Annotated in this window: 17 protein-coding genes, 1 rRNA gene and 1 other annotated feature; of the genes, 8 read left to right on the forward strand and 10 right to left on the reverse strand. The window is 50.1% G+C overall.

The window, feature by feature from the left end; translation table 11 throughout:
- From OGV98_RS21820 to rluD, 4 genes are all read right to left on the reverse strand, one after another.
- Nucleotides 1-76: ribosomal RNA gene (locus OGV98_RS21820) — 16S ribosomal RNA — on the reverse strand; the annotation flags it as partial.
- A gap of 440 nt (nt 77-516) precedes the next feature.
- Nucleotides 517-3,090: an ATP-dependent chaperone ClpB gene (gene clpB, locus OGV98_RS21825; protein ID WP_003845841.1), complete on the reverse strand. Its 2,574-nt coding sequence runs from the start codon at nt 3,088-3,090 to the stop codon at nt 517-519.
- A 129-nt stretch (nt 3,091-3,219) separates the two neighbouring features.
- The gene (gene yfiH / locus OGV98_RS21830) at nt 3,220-3,951 is read right to left on the reverse strand and encodes a purine nucleoside phosphorylase YfiH (protein WP_096890359.1); all 732 of its coding nucleotides are present in this window, start codon (nt 3,949-3,951) and stop codon (nt 3,220-3,222) included.
- Nucleotides 3,948-4,928 (reverse strand): 23S rRNA pseudouridine(1911/1915/1917) synthase RluD, encoded by a 981-nt coding sequence (gene rluD, locus OGV98_RS21835; protein WP_003031246.1) that lies wholly within the window; start codon nt 4,926-4,928, stop codon nt 3,948-3,950. The genes yfiH and rluD overlap by 4 nt, the downstream gene beginning before the upstream one ends.
- 131 nt (nt 4,929-5,059) lie before the next feature.
- Between rluD and bamD the strand changes: the two genes are divergently transcribed.
- The 4 genes from bamD to pheA all read left to right on the forward strand — a co-directional run bounded on the left by bamD (nt 5,060) and on the right by pheA (nt 7,816).
- Complete coding sequence (gene bamD, locus OGV98_RS21840; protein WP_003031245.1) at nt 5,060-5,797, forward strand: outer membrane protein assembly factor BamD; 738 nt, start codon at nt 5,060-5,062, stop codon at nt 5,795-5,797.
- 269 nt (nt 5,798-6,066) lie between these two features.
- Nucleotides 6,067-6,405, forward strand: coding sequence for a ribosome-associated translation inhibitor RaiA (gene raiA / locus OGV98_RS21845; protein WP_286552133.1), 339 nt, complete (start codon nt 6,067-6,069; stop codon nt 6,403-6,405).
- A 102-nt stretch (nt 6,406-6,507) separates the two neighbouring features.
- Nucleotides 6,508-6,633: a sequence feature (Phe leader region), on the forward strand.
- On the forward strand, nt 6,509-6,556 hold the full coding sequence (pheL, locus tag OGV98_RS21850) for a pheA operon leader peptide PheL (protein WP_100250063.1): 48 nt from the start codon (nt 6,509-6,511) through the stop codon (nt 6,554-6,556). Its footprint overlaps the feature before it by 48 nt.
- A 22-nt stretch (nt 6,634-6,655) precedes the next feature.
- Complete coding sequence (gene pheA, locus OGV98_RS21855) at nt 6,656-7,816, forward strand: bifunctional chorismate mutase/prephenate dehydratase (protein WP_202581070.1); 1,161 nt, start codon at nt 6,656-6,658, stop codon at nt 7,814-7,816.
- A gap of 96 nt (nt 7,817-7,912) precedes the next feature.
- Here the strand turns inward: pheA and tyrA are convergent, their stop codons facing one another.
- Entirely contained in the window at nt 7,913-9,034 is a 1,122-nt protein-coding gene (gene tyrA / locus OGV98_RS21860; protein WP_003031242.1) for a bifunctional chorismate mutase/prephenate dehydrogenase, read from the reverse strand.
- A 10-nt stretch (nt 9,035-9,044) separates the two neighbouring features.
- The gene (aroF, locus tag OGV98_RS21865) at nt 9,045-10,115 is read right to left on the reverse strand and encodes a 3-deoxy-7-phosphoheptulonate synthase AroF (protein ID WP_003031241.1); all 1,071 of its coding nucleotides are present in this window, start codon (nt 10,113-10,115) and stop codon (nt 9,045-9,047) included.
- Nucleotides 10,116-10,329: 214 nt separating this feature from the next.
- Between aroF and OGV98_RS21870 the strand changes: the two genes are divergently transcribed.
- From OGV98_RS21870 to OGV98_RS21885, 4 genes are all read left to right on the forward strand, one after another.
- Nucleotides 10,330-10,704, forward strand: a complete 375-nt coding sequence (locus OGV98_RS21870) for a DUF2799 domain-containing protein (RefSeq protein ID WP_003845849.1) — start codon at nt 10,330-10,332, stop codon at nt 10,702-10,704.
- Nucleotides 10,705-10,862: 158 nt separating this feature from the next.
- Complete coding sequence (gene yfiR, locus OGV98_RS21875; protein WP_003839843.1) at nt 10,863-11,381, forward strand: regulatory sequestration protein YfiR; 519 nt, start codon at nt 10,863-10,865, stop codon at nt 11,379-11,381.
- Complete coding sequence (dgcN, locus tag OGV98_RS21880; protein ID WP_003839838.1) at nt 11,374-12,600, forward strand: diguanylate cyclase DgcN/YfiN; 1,227 nt, start codon at nt 11,374-11,376, stop codon at nt 12,598-12,600. Before yfiR ends, dgcN begins: the two co-directional genes overlap by 8 nt.
- 12 nt (nt 12,601-12,612) lie before the next feature.
- The gene (locus tag OGV98_RS21885) at nt 12,613-13,095 is read left to right on the forward strand and encodes an OmpA family protein (RefSeq protein ID WP_003839836.1); all 483 of its coding nucleotides are present in this window, start codon (nt 12,613-12,615) and stop codon (nt 13,093-13,095) included.
- 131 nt (nt 13,096-13,226) lie between these two features.
- Here OGV98_RS21885 and rplS read toward each other — a convergent pair whose 3' ends face one another.
- Genes rplS through rpsP form a run of 4 tightly spaced genes read right to left on the reverse strand, consistent with a single transcriptional unit; the run spans nt 13,227 to nt 15,241 of the window.
- A complete protein-coding gene (gene rplS, locus OGV98_RS21890; RefSeq protein WP_002914145.1) occupies nt 13,227-13,574 on the reverse strand; it encodes a 50S ribosomal protein L19 in 348 nt (115 codons plus the stop codon).
- 39 nt (nt 13,575-13,613) lie between these two features.
- Complete coding sequence (gene trmD / locus OGV98_RS21895) at nt 13,614-14,381, reverse strand: tRNA (guanosine(37)-N1)-methyltransferase TrmD (protein ID WP_003031232.1); 768 nt, start codon at nt 14,379-14,381, stop codon at nt 13,614-13,616.
- Nucleotides 14,382-14,425: 44 nt separating this feature from the next.
- Complete coding sequence (gene rimM, locus OGV98_RS21900) at nt 14,426-14,974, reverse strand: ribosome maturation factor RimM (RefSeq protein ID WP_003031230.1); 549 nt, start codon at nt 14,972-14,974, stop codon at nt 14,426-14,428.
- Between the two features lie 18 nt (nt 14,975-14,992).
- Entirely contained in the window at nt 14,993-15,241 is a 249-nt protein-coding gene (gene rpsP, locus OGV98_RS21905; RefSeq protein ID WP_003031228.1) for a 30S ribosomal protein S16, read from the reverse strand.
- Nucleotides 15,242-15,395: the final 154 nt, after the last annotated feature.

Genomic DNA, 15,395 nt, shown 5'->3' on the forward strand with positions numbered 1-15,395 from the left:
TGTGCTACCGTTCGACTTGCATGTGTTAGGCCTGCCGCCAGCGTTCAATCTGAGCCATGATCAAACTCTTCAATTTAAGTTTGATGCTCGTGAATTAAACTTCGTAATGAATTACGTATGTTCACTCAGAGACTTGGTATTCATTTTTCGTCTTGCGACGTTAAGAATCCGTATCTTCGAGTGCCCACACAGATTGTCTGATAAATTGTTAAAGAGCAGTGCCGCTTCGCTTTTTCTCAGCGGCGCGGGGTGTGCATATTACGCCATCCCGCTGCGAAGTCAAGCATTTAATTTCGCTTTCTTCGCCGGAGTTCTCAGTGGAATCCCGCTGACCCGGCGGCTTGTAATCCGTTGTTCCGTGTCAGTGGAGGCGCATTATAGGGAGTTATTTCAGGCTGACAAGTTAAAAATATAAAAAACTTATCAAGCGATTACTTTTCAATCAATACGTCTATTTTCGCCTGAATTTTAAACAAAAACGAGCCCCGCAGGGCCCGTTTATTGTTGTTTTGTGACTTACTGCACTGCCACGATGCGATCGTCATTCACTTCCAGACGAATCGTTTTGCCCGGAATCAGTTCACCAGACAGAATTTGCTGCGCCAGCGGGTTTTCGATCTGCTGCTGGATAGCACGTTTCAATGGACGTGCGCCATATACCGGATCGTAACCATTCGCACTCAGCAGTTTAAGCGCCTCGTCAGAAATATGGATTTCATAGCCACGTTCTTCCAGACGTTTGTACAGACGCTGCAGCTGGATCTGAGCAATAGAAGCAATGTGCTGCTCACCCAACGGATGGAATACAACAACCTCATCTATACGGTTGATGAATTCCGGTCGGAAGTTATGGCTCACGACGCCCAGCACCATATCTTTCATGTGGCCGTAATCCAGCTCACCAAAGCGTTCCTGGATTAGATCAGACCCCAGGTTTGAGGTCATGATGACAACCGTATTACGGAAGTCGACCGTTCTTCCCTGTCCGTCAGTCAGACGACCATCGTCAAGCACCTGCAGCAGAATGTTGAACACATCCGGGTGTGCTTTTTCCACTTCATCCAGCAGGATGACAGAGTAAGGACGACGACGTACTGCTTCCGTCAGATACCCACCTTCTTCATAACCGACATATCCCGGAGGTGCCCCAACCAAGCGAGACACCGAGTGTTTCTCCATAAACTCGGACATATCGATACGCACCATTGCGTCGTCACTGTCGAACATAAAGTTTGCCAGCGCTTTGCACAGTTCGGTTTTACCGACCCCGGTTGGACCAAGGAACAAGAATGAACCAATCGGACGATTCGGATCGGACAAGCCCGCGCGGCTACGACGGATGGCGTTAGAAACGGCTTCCACCGCTTCGTTCTGACCAATCACACGGCTGTGCAGCTCCTGTTCCATACGCAACAGTTTTTCCCGTTCGCCTTCCAGCATGCGAGCAACCGGGATCCCGGTCCAGCGCGCCAGCACTTCTGCAATTTCTGCATCCGTGACTTTATTACGCAGCAGACGCATGGTTTTGCCTTCAGACTGGGTGGCTGCTTCCAGCTGTTTTTCCAGTTCAGGAATTTTGCCGTACTGCAGTTCAGACATCCGCGCCAGGTCGCCAACGCGGCGCGCCTGTTCGATGGCGATTTTTGCCTGCTCCAGCTCAGCCTTGATAGTTTGCGTTCCCGAGAGGGAGGCTTTTTCAGCTTTCCACTCTTCCTCTAACTCAGAATACTGGCGCTCTTTGTCGTCCAGCTCTTCGTTGAGCATATCGAGACGTTTTTTACTTGCCTCATCAGACTCTTTCATTAATGCCTGCTGTTCCAGTTTGAGCTGGATAATACGGCGGTCGAGTCTGTCGAGTTCCTCCGGCTTGGAGTCAATCTGCATACGAATGCTGGATGCCGCTTCGTCAATAAGGTCGATAGCTTTATCCGGTAACTGACGATCGGCAATATAACGATGAGACAACGTAGCTGCCGCAACAATCGCCGGGTCAGTAATCTGCACATGATGGTGCAGCTCATAACGTTCTTTCAGGCCACGCAAGATTGCGATGGTGTCTTCCACTGAAGGTTCAGCCACAAACACTTTCTGGAAACGACGTTCCAGCGCCGCATCTTTTTCGATGTACTGGCGATATTCATCAAGCGTTGTGGCGCCTACGCAGTGCAGTTCCCCGCGAGCCAGCGCTGGTTTCAACATGTTCCCGGCGTCCATCGCGCCATCGGCTTTACCCGCCCCAACCATGGTATGCAATTCGTCGATAAACAGAATGACGTTGCCTTCCTGTTTCGAGAGATCGTTCAGCACACCTTTTAAGCGCTCTTCAAACTCACCGCGATATTTGGCCCCAGCCACCAGCGCGCCCATATCCAGCGCCAGTACACGACGGCCTTTTAAGCCCTCCGGCACTTCACCATTGATGATGCGTTGGGCCAGCCCTTCAACAATGGCTGTTTTACCGACACCGGGTTCACCGATTAACACTGGGTTATTTTTAGTACGACGTTGCAGCACCTGAATGGTACGGCGAATTTCTTCATCACGGCCGATAACTGGATCGAGTTTGCCCTGTTCAGCACGTTCAGTCAGATCGACGGTATATTTTTTCAAGGCCTGACGTTGGTCTTCAGCCCCCTGGTCATTCACGCTTTCACCTCCACGCATTTGTTCAATTGCCTGAGTGATATTGGCGGTCGTCGCCCCAGCTGATTTTAATAAGTCGGTCAGCGTACCGCGTGACTCAAGCACCGCCAGAACGAACAGTTCTGACGAAATAAAGTTGTCCCCACGTTTTTGCGCCAGCTTGTCGCAAAGATTCAGTACACGCACCAGTTCCTGAGAAGGCTGCACATCACCGCCGGTACCTTCTACCTGCGGCAAACGGCTCAACGCCTGGTCAATGGTTGTACGTAACTGGCCAGCATTAATGCCAGCAGACGTTAATAAAGGACGTACCGATCCCCCTTCCTGATTCAGCAAGGCGCTCATTAGATGAAGTGGTTCGATGAATTGATTGTCGTGCCCCAATGCGAGTGACTGGGCATCGGCAAGAGCAAGCTGGAATTTATTGGTAAGACGATCCAGACGCATAACTCCTCCCATAACAGGTCAAAATTGCTACTGGAGATTAAATGAGGTCATCCCTCAATTATTCAAGGTGAATGACCTGAATTATGTGAAAAGAAAATTACACGTACCGGATCGTCTTGATTCTTTAGGTTATATCAGCCAAATAAAACTTGCCATACGACCCGTGGTATTGTCGCGACGATAAGAGAAGAACGTCTCACTTTCACTAAAGGTGCAACGGTCGCCGCCGTGGATGTTCTCCACGCCGACATTTGCCAGCCGCTGACGGGCAAGCTGGTAGATATCCGCCAGATACTTGTCGCCGTGCGGTACAAATGCGAGGTCCGCTTGCGGATCTTTCGTCATGAATGCCTCGCGAACTTCTGCTCCCACTTCAAAGGCGTTTGGGCCTATCGCCGGACCTAGCCAGGCAATAATGTTTTCAGGTTCGTCGGCAAAACACGCCACCGTCTCTTCCAGCACGCCAGCGCATAATCCTCGCCAACCCGCATGGGCTGCAGCCACTTCCGTCCCGGCGCGATTGCAAAACAGCACCGGCAGACAATCAGCGGTCATTACCGCACACACTGTGCCCGGCGTGTTGCTATACGACGCATCTGCGCGTTTGGAGGCGTAAGGCCCGCCTGTCAGTTTCAGGACATCCTTACCGTGGACCTGCTCCAGCCAGACCGGCTTTGACGGCAGATTGCCCGCAGCAAACAGTCGTTTGCGGTTCTCTTCAACATGCTCCGGGTTATCGCCGCAATGGGCGCCCAGATTCAGCGAATCGTAAGGCGGCATACTGACTCCGCCAATACGGGTAGAACTACACGCCGCGACACCTTGCGGTATCGGCCACTGCGGAACAATTAGCTTACTCATAGCCAGGCAATATCATCCTTATGTTCTTCGAAATCAGCGCGCATCACTTCAATCAATTGCACCATATCTTGTGGGATCGGCGCATGCCATTCCATTTCGATACCGGAAATCGGGTGATACAAACGCAGCATGGTCGCATGTAGCGCCTGGCGGTCGAACTTACGCAGTACGGAGATAAATTCGTCAGAAGCGCCTTTCGGTGGACGTGGACGACCGCCGTAGACCTGATCGCCCACCAGCGGATGAGTGATATGTGCCATGTGCACGCGGATCTGGTGCGTACGTCCGGTTTCCAGACGCAACCGCAGACGCGTGTGCACACGGAAGTGTTCCATAATGCGATAGTGCGTTACCGCCGGTTTCCCCATTGGGTGTACCGCCATGTGCGTACGCTTGGTCGGGTGACGGCTAATCGGTTCCTCAACGGTTCCGCCAGCAGTCATGTGACCAATTGCTACGGCTTCGTACTCACGGGTAATTTCGCGCAGCTGCAATGACTCAACCAGACGTGTTTGTGCCGGAACCGTTTTTGCCACCACCATTAATCCGGTCGTGTCTTTATCCAGACGGTGTACGATACCGGCACGAGGAACATCCGCGATTGGCGGGTAGTAATGCAGTAACGCATTCAATACCGTACCATCAGGATTCCCGGCGCCCGGATGCACTACAAGGTCACGGGGTTTGTTGATGACAAGAATATCATCATCTTCATAAACGATATCCAGTGGGATATCCTGAGGTTCAAAACGAACCTCTTCATCAATTTCTGCATTGATGGAGACACGCTCTCCACCCAACACTTTTTCTTTCGGTTTATCGCAAAGATTGCCATTTACCAGCACGCGCTGGTCGAGGATCCATTCTTTTATGCGCGATCGCGAATAATCAGGGAACAATTCGGCCAAAGCCTGATCTAAGCGTTGACCGAGCTGATTTTCGGAGACTGTTGCGGTGAGTTCTACTCGTTGTGCCATAAACTGCTTCTTCGTTTAACGTTGGGTTTTACGGCTTTGCCGTTTAATATAGTGTGCTATTGTAGCTGGTCTTAACCGGGAGCAGGAACAGAGAATCTCCCGTATTACATTTTGAGGAAAGTCAAAACGTCATGACGCGCATGAAATATCTGGTGGCAGCAGCCACGTTGAGCCTGTTTTTGGCGGGTTGCTCTGGTTCAAAGGAAGAGGTGCCCGATAATCCGCCAAATGAAATCTACGCGACTGCTCAGCAAAAGCTGCAGGACGGTAACTGGAAACAGGCAATAACGCAATTGGAAGCGTTGGATAACCGTTATCCATTTGGACCGTATTCTCAGCAGGTGCAATTAGATCTCATCTACGCCTACTACAAAAACGCCGATCTGCCACTTGCTCAGGCTGCTATCGATCGTTTTATCCGTCTTAACCCGACACACCCTAACATTGATTATGTCATGTATATGCGTGGCCTGACCAATATGGCGTTGGATGATAGCGCACTGCAAGGATTCTTTGGTGTTGATCGCAGCGATCGCGATCCCCAACACGCCCGAGCTGCGTTTAATGACTTTTCCAAACTGGTACGTGGCTATCCGAACAGCCAGTACACCACTGATGCCACCAAACGTCTGGTGTTCCTGAAAGATCGTCTGGCGAAGTATGAATATTCCGTTGCGGAATACTACACTGCCCGCGGTGCATGGGTTGCCGTGGTAAACCGTGTGGAAGGCATGCTGCGCGACTACCCTGATACTCAGGCAACACGTGATGCTCTGCCGTTAATGGAAAAAGCTTATCGCCAGATGCAGATGAATGCGCAGGCAGAAAAAGTAGCGAAAATCATTGCCGCTAACAGCAGCAATACCTGATTTGCCTCAGAATGCAAAACGGCAGCCCAAGGGCTGCCGTTTTTTTATCCGTTAACGCTACAACTGAAGCGGTTTAGCTCCGACGCATCCCATCAAATATGGCCTGCTTTCAGGTATTCCTCAAGTAAAAAATCGCCTGTTCCTGCGGTGCCTCACAAAAAGGTTTTCTTGACAAAAAGCGACAAAAAAATGTGATTTACATCACGTATTTTGACATTGGGAACGGTATGCTGGAATCACCAAGACGGGAAAGACAAGAGGTAAAATTTATGACAATGAACATTACCAGTAAACAAATGGAAATTACTCCGGCAATTCGCCAGCATGTCGCAGACCGTCTCGCCAAACTTGAAAAATGGCAAACTCATCTGATTAATCCACATATCATTCTGTCTAAGGAGCCACAGGGTTTCATTGCTGATGCCACCATCAATACACCGAACGGACATCTGGTCGCCAGCGCAAAACACGAGGATATGTACAGCGCAATTAACGATTTGATCAACAAGCTGGAACGGCAGCTCAATAAAGTGCAGCACAAAGGCGAAGCCCGTCGTGCAACAACTTCAGTCAAAGACGCCAACTTCGTCGAAGCAGAAGAAGAGTAGTCCCTTACATTGAGTGTATCGCCAACGCGCCTTCGGGCGCGTTTTTTGTTGACAGGGTGAAAACAGTACGGGTACTTTACTGACGTAGCCAAAGGAAAATTACATGAAACTTGTTCCGTTCTTCTTCGCATTCTTTTTTACCTTCCCCTGAATGGGAGGCGTTTCGTCGTGTGATAAAGAATGCGAAGACGAACAATAAGGCCTCCCACAACGGGGGGCCTTTTTTATTGATAACAAGAAAGGCAACACTATGACATCGGAAAACCCATTGCTGGCGCTGCGCGATAAGATCAGCACGCTGGATGAAAAATTACTGGCCCTGCTGGCTGAGCGACGTGGACTGGCCGTAGAAGTTGGTAAAGCCAAACTGCTTTCACATCGTCCGGTACGAGATATCGACCGTGAACGTGACCTGTTGGACCGTCTGATTCAGTTGGGCAAAGCACATCATCTCGATGCTCACTACATTACCCGCCTGTTCCAGCTCATAATCGAAGACTCCGTCCTGACTCAACAGGCTCTGCTCCAGCAGCACCTGAACAAAATTAACCCACACTCCGCGCGCGTGGCCTTCCTGGGGCCAAAAGGATCATATTCCCATCTGGCAGCACGTCAGTACGCCGCCCGCCATTTTGAACAATTTATTGAAAGCGGCTGCGCAAAATTTTCCGATATCTTTAATCAGGTCGAAACCGGACAGGCTGACTATGCTGTGGTTCCGATTGAAAACACCAGCTCCGGTGGGATTAACGACGTTTACGACCTGCTGCAGCACACCAGCCTGTCTATTGTTGGCGAGATGACCATTACGATAGACCACTGTGTACTGGTGTCCGGCACGACGGATCTTGAGACCATTGAAACGGTATACAGCCATCCGCAGCCGTTCCAGCAGTGCAGCAAGTTCCTGAATCGCTACCCGCACTGGAAGATTGAGTACACTGAAAGCACCTCTGCGGCAATGGAAAAAGTTGCGCAAGCTAACTCACCGCATGTGGCGGCCCTGGGGAGCGAAGCCGGAGGCGTACTGTATGGTTTGCAGGTTCTCGAGCATATTGAGGCTAACCAGTCGCAAAACATCACCCGCTTCGTGGTGCTGGCACGTAAAGCAATCAATGTATCCGACCAGGTTCCGGCAAAAACCACGTTGCTGATGGCAACAGGACAACAGGCCGGTGCGCTGGTAGAAGCATTGCTGGTGCTGCGTAACCATAATCTGATTATGACTAAACTGGAGTCACGCCCGATTCACGGCAATCCGTGGGAAGAGATGTTTTATCTTGATATCCAGGCCAACCTGGAATCGCCCCAAATGCAAAAAGCATTGAAAGAGCTGGGTGAGATTACACGTTCGATGAAAGTACTGGGATGCTATCCGAGTGAGAACGTGGTGCCGGTCGATCCGAGCTAACGTTTGACAATGCCGGATGGCACTACGCTTATCCGGCCTACAATTCATGCGATTTTTGTAGGCCGGATAAGGCGAAGCCGCCATCCTGCGTCTTAATTAAGGACGGCTGTCATTCGCCTGGCGTAACAAAGTACGGCTTTCACTCTGGAAGCGTTTCGCATAATCACCAAACCAATGCTCCACCTTACGGAAACTGTCGATAAACGCTTGCTTATCGCCCTGCTCCAGTAAACCGATCGCCTCACCAAAACGTTGGTAGTAGCGTTTGATCAGCGCAAGGTTGCTCTCAGACGACATAATAATATCGGCATAGAGCTGCGGATCCTGGGCAAACAGACGGCCAACCATCGCCAGTTCAAGACGGTAAATCGGCGAAGAGAGCGCCAGCAGCTGCTCCAGTTGAACATTCTCTTCCGCTAAATGCAGACCGTAAGCAAAGGTCGCAAAGTGACGCAATGCCTGAATAAACGCCATGTTCTGATCGTGTTCAACGGCGCTGATCCGATGTAGTCGTGCACCCCATACCTGAATCTGTTCCAGAAACCACTGATAGGCTTCCGGCTGACGTCCATCACACCAGACGACGACCTGCTTTGCCAGGCTGCCACTGTCCGGACCAAACATTGGGTGTAACCCCACCACCGGGCCATCATGTGCAGCCAGCATCGCCTGCAAAGGACCATTTTTCACTGAAGCCAGATCCACCAGGATGCAGTCAGACGGCAGACGCGGTAGTTTGGCGATCACCTGCTCGGTGATGTGGATCGGCACACTGACGATCACCATCCCAGCATCAGAGACGATCTCCGGCGCGCGATCCCAATCCTGCTGTTCCAGGATCCGCACCTGGTAACCTGACAGGGTGAGCATTTTTTCAAACAGACGCCCCATCTGACCGCCGCCGCCGACGATCACTACCGGCCGCAGAGAAGGACAAAGCGTTTTAAACCCTTTGTCGTTCTCACTGGAATAGGACTCACGCATAACGCGGCGTAGCACATCTTCAATCAGGTCCGGCGGCACGCCAAGGGCTTCCGCTTCTGCCCGGCGAGAGGCAAGCATAGAGGCTTCCCGTTCCGGCACGTAAATCGGCAACCCAAAACGGCTTTTTACTTCACCAACTTCGGCAACCAGCTCCAGGCGGCGTGCCAGTAAATCCAGCAGCGCCTTGTCGACTTCATCAATTTGATCGCGTAATGCGGTCAATTCAGCAACCATAACCAACCTCTTATGCTACACGCGCCGACAGCTGACCGTTTAAATCTTGACTAATTTCACGCAGCAGCGCATCCGTCATTTCCCAGCTAATGCAAGCATCGGTTACGGACACGCCGTATTTCATTTCGCTGCGCGGCTGTTCAGAAGACTGGTTGCCTTCGTGAATATTACTTTCAATCATCAAACCAATGATCGAGCGATTGCCATCTTTGATTTGTGCAATTACGGATTCAGCCACGGCAGGCTGACGGCGGTAATCTTTATTGGAATTACCATGACTGCAATCTACCATCAGAGAAGGTCGTAGTCCCGCCTGCTCCATCTCTTTTTCGCACTGGGCGACATCTGCCGGGCTGTAGTTCGGCGCTTTACCCCCGCGCAGGATCACGTGGCCATCCGGATTCCCCTGAGTTTGCAACAGCGCAACCTGCCCGGCCTGATTAATACCAACAAAGCGGTGCGACTGCGCAGCCGCACGCATGGCGTTAATGGCGGTCGCCAGGCTACCGTCGGTACCATTCTTAAAGCCAACCGGCATCGAAAGACCGGAAGCCATTTCGCGGTGAGTCTGCGATTCCGTAGTACGGGCACCGATTGCAGACCAGCTAAACAGATCGCCCAGGTATTGCGGGCTATTTGGATCCAGCGCTTCAGTTGCCAGCGGCAGTCCCATATTTACCAGTTCAAGCAGCAGCTGACGCGCAATTTTCAGACCTGCTTCAACATCAAAAGAGCCATCCATATGAGGATCGTTAATTAACCCTTTCCAGCCGACGGTGGTACGGGGTTTTTCAAAATAGACGCGCATCACCAGGTAGAGGCTATCGCTGACCTCTGCGGCAAGGGCTTTAAATCGACGAGCATACTCAATAGCCATTTCAGGATCGTGAATGGAGCATGGGCCACATACGACCAGCAGGCGCGGATCGCGACCGGAGATAATATCTGAGATGGTTTTACGCGACTGGGCGATTTGCGCCTCTTGCTCCTGGCTCAGCGGAAATTCAGCTTTCAGCTGCTCCGGGGTCATCAGAACCTGTTCGTCGGTAATATGTACGTTGTTCAGCGCGTCTTTTTGCATGATGGTGATCCTGTTTAGCTCGTTTGCGATAGTTGATCCTCAGCGAGGAGGAAATAACGATACCACAACAGGTAAAGATTTCAATCCACAATCCGTAAATTTTAATTTACACGGCGTTATTTTAAGGCAAAAACAGCCCTTATAAACGTACACTTATATTTACATCACGAATTTTAAGATCCGCTATGCTTAAAAAAACAAGGGAGCACAGGCAATGAAGCAACTCATCAGCATCTTATTTCTATTCCTTCTTAGCGGATGTCAGATAGATCCCTATACCCATGCCCCCACCTGGACTGGTACTGACTGGTATGACGCCGGGATACAAGATGCCATTTCGGGCTATGCCGTTAAAGATAATGAAACTCTTGCCGACAACTTCAATGATCCCGAAGTCGATCGTACGAAATATCTTAAGGGTTACGCCGAAGGGCAACGCAAAATCTGCCAGCAAGATTTTGTTTACGCCAGAGGTCTGGCCGGGAAAACCTTTCCTGCAAGTTGTGATACGGTCGAAAATATTGACCAGTTACACGATGCCTGGAAAAAAGGAGCAAACGAAGGTACTGCCTCAATAAGATTAAACTAAACAATGGCTTAAATTTTACAGCCAACTAGGATTTAACTTAAATCGCCATCAGCTTTACCCCTGGAATAATGACGACTTAGGAAAATAATGTTATTTTGTCTTAAACAATCTTGAATGTATTTCGACGCTTTACGGCAAACGCTGGTAGGTAACTATTCATGAGCTATTCTTACCGACTCATACTTCTACTGGCACTGCTCCTGACCGGGTTACCGCTGTACGCCCAAAGCGTTACAGAAGAAGCAAAATCTGTACGTGCTATGGTTTCCGGCATCGTCAGTTATACACGCTGGCCTGCACTTTCCGGGCCACCCAAACTGTGTATTTTCTCTTCATCGCGTTTTTCCAGTGTTCTGGAAGATACCAGTACTGGGGCATTACCCTATCTTCCCGTCATCATTCGTACGGAACAAGAAATATTAGTTTCGCAATGTGACGGTTTTTATTTTGGAAAAGAATCACCTACTTATCAGGTGGAATTAAAGAATAAATATCCGACTAAGGCATTGCTATTAATTGCAGAACAAAATCCCGAATGCGTTATTGGCAGCGCCTTTTGCCTCATAATTAAAGATGAAGATGTGAGATTTTCCGTAAATATGGATTCCCTTTCACGCAGCGGCGTAAGGGTCAGTCCTGACGTATTGATGCTTGCACGGAATAATAAGCATGGATAAGGGCCATTCTCCTGTAACACGCCCGACGTTTAAACGGACATTACGGCGTATCAGCATAATCAGTGTCCTGGTGACGATGACGTTGATCTGGCTGCTGCTCAGCATTTCTTCCGTGCTGGCCTTAAGACAGTATGCGCAAAAGAACCTGGATCTGACTGCCGCGACCATGACCCGCACGCTTGAAGCTGCATTAGTCTTTTCTGATAGTGTTGCAGCAACTGAAACACTGGCGGCACTGGGGCAGCAAGGGCAATTTTCCGTTGCGGAAGTTCGTAATAAACACCAGAAGGTGATCGCCACCTGGCGCTATAACGCGCAAGACACCACGGAGAAGATCAGCGGACTGATCAGCCACTGGCTGTTCCCACAACCGGTCACTCAGCCTATTTTGCATAATGGCAACGTCATCGGCGAAGTACGATTGACTGCACGCGATAGCGTTATCAGCCGTTTCATCTATTTGTCGCTGGCCGTTCTTACCGGGTGCATTTTGTTGGCATCAGGCATAGCATTAATGCTCACCCGCTATTTACACAATGGCGTCGTGGAAGCCCTGCAAAATATAACCGAGGTGGTACATGATGTACGTACCAACCGTAACTTTTCGCGACGCGTTTCCGAGGAACGCATTGAAGAGTTTCATCTTTTTGCCCAGGACTTTAATAGTCTGCTGGACGAGATGGAGGAGTGGCAACTTCGGCTGCAGGCAAAGAACGCTCAACTTTTGCGTACCGCGCTACATGATCCTCTGACGGGCCTGGCAAATCGCGCCGCTTTTCGTAGCAGTATTAACGCGCTGATGAATGACGATGCCGCCCACAGCAGCTCCGCTTTGTTATTCCTTGATGGTGATAATTTTAAATTTATCAATGATACCTGGGGCCACGCTGCGGGGGATCGGGTTCTGATTGAAGTCGCTAAAAGGCTGTCCGAGTTTGGTGGTAATCGACATTCGCCATACAGACTTGGCGGCGACGAGTTCGCGATGGTGCTGTATAGCGTTCATTCTGAATATGAGGTTCAGCGGATCTGCGCGGCACTGTCACAAGAGTTTGACCGACCTTTTGACCTGCATAATGGTCATTTAGCAAGCATGACACTCAGCATCGGTTTTGCGCTGACGTGGGAACATGCCTCTGCCGAGAAATTACAAGAACTTGCCGATCAAAATATGTATCAGGCCAAAAATTTGCGTTCTGAACGCACTATTATTAAATAAGGAATTACACACATGCTAAAACGTTTATTATCCCCGTTTCTTCTGCTTTTACTGATTCTGGCAGGCTGTCAGGCGCCTCAGGGAAAATTTACCCCAGAGCAAATTGCAGCCATGAAATCGTACGGATTTACCGAAGCTTCCGGAGACTGGTCTCTGGGCCTGTCTGATAACATCCTGTTTGATAAAAATGACTATAAACTCCGTCCTGAAAGTGAAAAACAGATCAAGGAAATGGCATCCAAACTGGCAGCTACCGGGCTAAATCATGCTCGCCTGGACGGTCATACTGATAACTACGGTGAAGACAGCTATAACGAAGCTCTGTCACTCAAACGCGCGAATGTGGTTGCCGATGCCTGGGCACAGGGTGCCAACATTCCCCGCACCAACCTGACGACTCAGGGTCTCGGGAAGAAATATCCCATTGCCAGCAACCAGACATCAAAAGGTCGTGCTGAAAATCGTCGCGTTGCAGTCGTGATCACGACGCCATAATCATCCCCCAACTGGCTGCGCGCCGCGCAGTCATTCCATTGCCATAAAGAACAACAGAGCAAACGTCGGGATAAAAAAAGGGCCAGCCTTTCGGCCAGCCCTTTTCTAACAGGATGTCGCTTGCGCGAATCTTAGTTAAGACGCTCTTTGATACGAGCAGACTTACCAGTGCGCTCACGCAGGTAGTACAGTTTAGCTTTACGAACAGCACCACGACGTTTAACAGCAATGCTGTCAACTACCGGAGAGTGAGTCTGGAAGACACGCTCAACGCCTTCGCCGTTGGAAATTTTACGAACAGTGAATGCAGAGTGCAGACCGCGGTTACGAATAGCGATAACCACGCCCTCGAATGCCTGCAGACGTTTTTTGGAACCTTCAACAACCCATACTTTCACTTCCACGGTATCACCCGGACGGAAGGAAGGTACGTCCTGCTTCATCTGTTCTTGTTCAAGTTGCTTAATAATGTTGCTCATAATTTAATCTCTTATCCTGGGTAAACTGATATTGGGGGCTTACGCCTGCCCATCATGTTTATGTTGCTGTTGTGCGTGTTCCTTTTTGAACTCCGCCAGCAACCTTGCTTGCTCTTCAGTCAGAGCCAGGTTTTCCAGAAGTTCAGGTCTTCTAAGCCAGGTCCGGCCCAGCGACTGTTTCAAACGCCAGCGACGTATCTCAGCGTGGTTTCCTGACAGTAACACTGCCGGTACTTCCATCTGCTCTAACACTTCAGGTCGGGTATAGTGCGGGCAATCCAGCAATCCATCAGCAAACGAATCTTCGATTGCTGAAGCTTCATGACCCAGAACTCCCGGAATAAACCGGGAAACGGAGTCGATCAGCGTCATTGCCGGTAACTCACCACCGCTGAGTACGTAATCGCCGATTGACCATTCTTCGTCAATTTCGGTTTGAATCACGCGCTCATCTATTCCTTCATAGCGACCACATACCAGAATCAGCTTTTGATTCGTGGCCAGTTCGCTAACGCCCGCTTGATCAAGCTTGCGTCCCTGAGGTGACAGATAAATCACCTTTGCGCCTTCACCAGCCGCAGCTTTTGCTGCATGAATGGCGTCCCGTAAAGGTTGCACCATCATTAACATCCCCGGTCCGCCGCCGTACGGACGATCGTCCACGGTACGGTGCCGGTCATGAGTAAAGTCACGAGGACTCCAACTCTGGATGTTCAGCAGGCCATTTTTTACTGCCCGGCCAGTTACCCCGTAATCGGTAATTGCGCGGAACATTTCTGGAAACAGGCTAACGATACCTATAAACACAAGCCAATCCCCATAACGCCGACTTTTACCGTTTATCCGGTGGTTTAAAAACCAGGATCCCAATCTACTTCGATAGTACGAGTAGCGAGATCGACTTTCTTGATAACCTGCCCATCGAGGAACGGCACAAGACGTTCCTTGATACCAAACGCATCTTTCAGGTTTGCCTTGATGACGATGACGTCATTCGAACCGGTTTCCATCATATCGACGACTTTACCGAGATCGTAGCCTTCAGTGGTCACTACCTGGCAGCCCATAAGGTCTTTCCAGTAGTAGGAACCATCTTCCAGCGCTGGCAACTGCGAGGAATCCACGACAATTTCGCAATTAGTCAGTAGATTCGCCGAATCACGATCGTCAACGCCTTTCAGCTTGATGATCAGATCCTGATTGTGGTGCTTCCAGCTTTCCAGCTGTACTTGCTGCCACTGACCCGCCTTCTGGATAAACCAGGGCTGATAGTCAAAAATGCTTTCGGCGTCTTCAGTGGAAGAAAACACTCTGAGCCAACCACGGATACCGTAAGAAGACCCCATTTTCCCCAAAACGATGGGTTCTACAGGAGCCTGTGCGGCGAGTTGCTTGCTCATCATGACCACCGTGACAGATTAAGCTGCTTTGTTTGCTGCTTTGATCAGCGTAGCTACGCGATCAGAAATAGTCGCGCCCTGGCCAACCCAGTGAGCGATGCGATCCAGATCCAGGCGAGTGCCTTCTTCTTTTTCGCTAGCGATTGGGTTAAAGAAGCCAACGCGCTCGATGAAGCGACCGTTGCGTGCATTACGGCTGTCGGTAACAACAACCTGGTAGAACGGACGCTTTTTAGCGCCGTGACGAGCTAAACGAATAGTAACCATAACATCCTCTTGTGTGAATAAAACACCCAGGCCCCATCGAGGAACGGAGCCCGGGTGTCATATTAAAAGCCCGAAAATTTTACTGATTTCTGGGAAAAAAGCAATCAACATGTGATGAAGCTTTATACCAGGGCGTTACCGTTGCAGCCAGTTT

It is taken from the genome of Citrobacter sp. Cf136, from assembly GCF_030333815.1.
Taxonomy (GTDB): Bacteria; Pseudomonadota; Gammaproteobacteria; order Enterobacterales; family Enterobacteriaceae; genus Citrobacter; species Citrobacter freundii.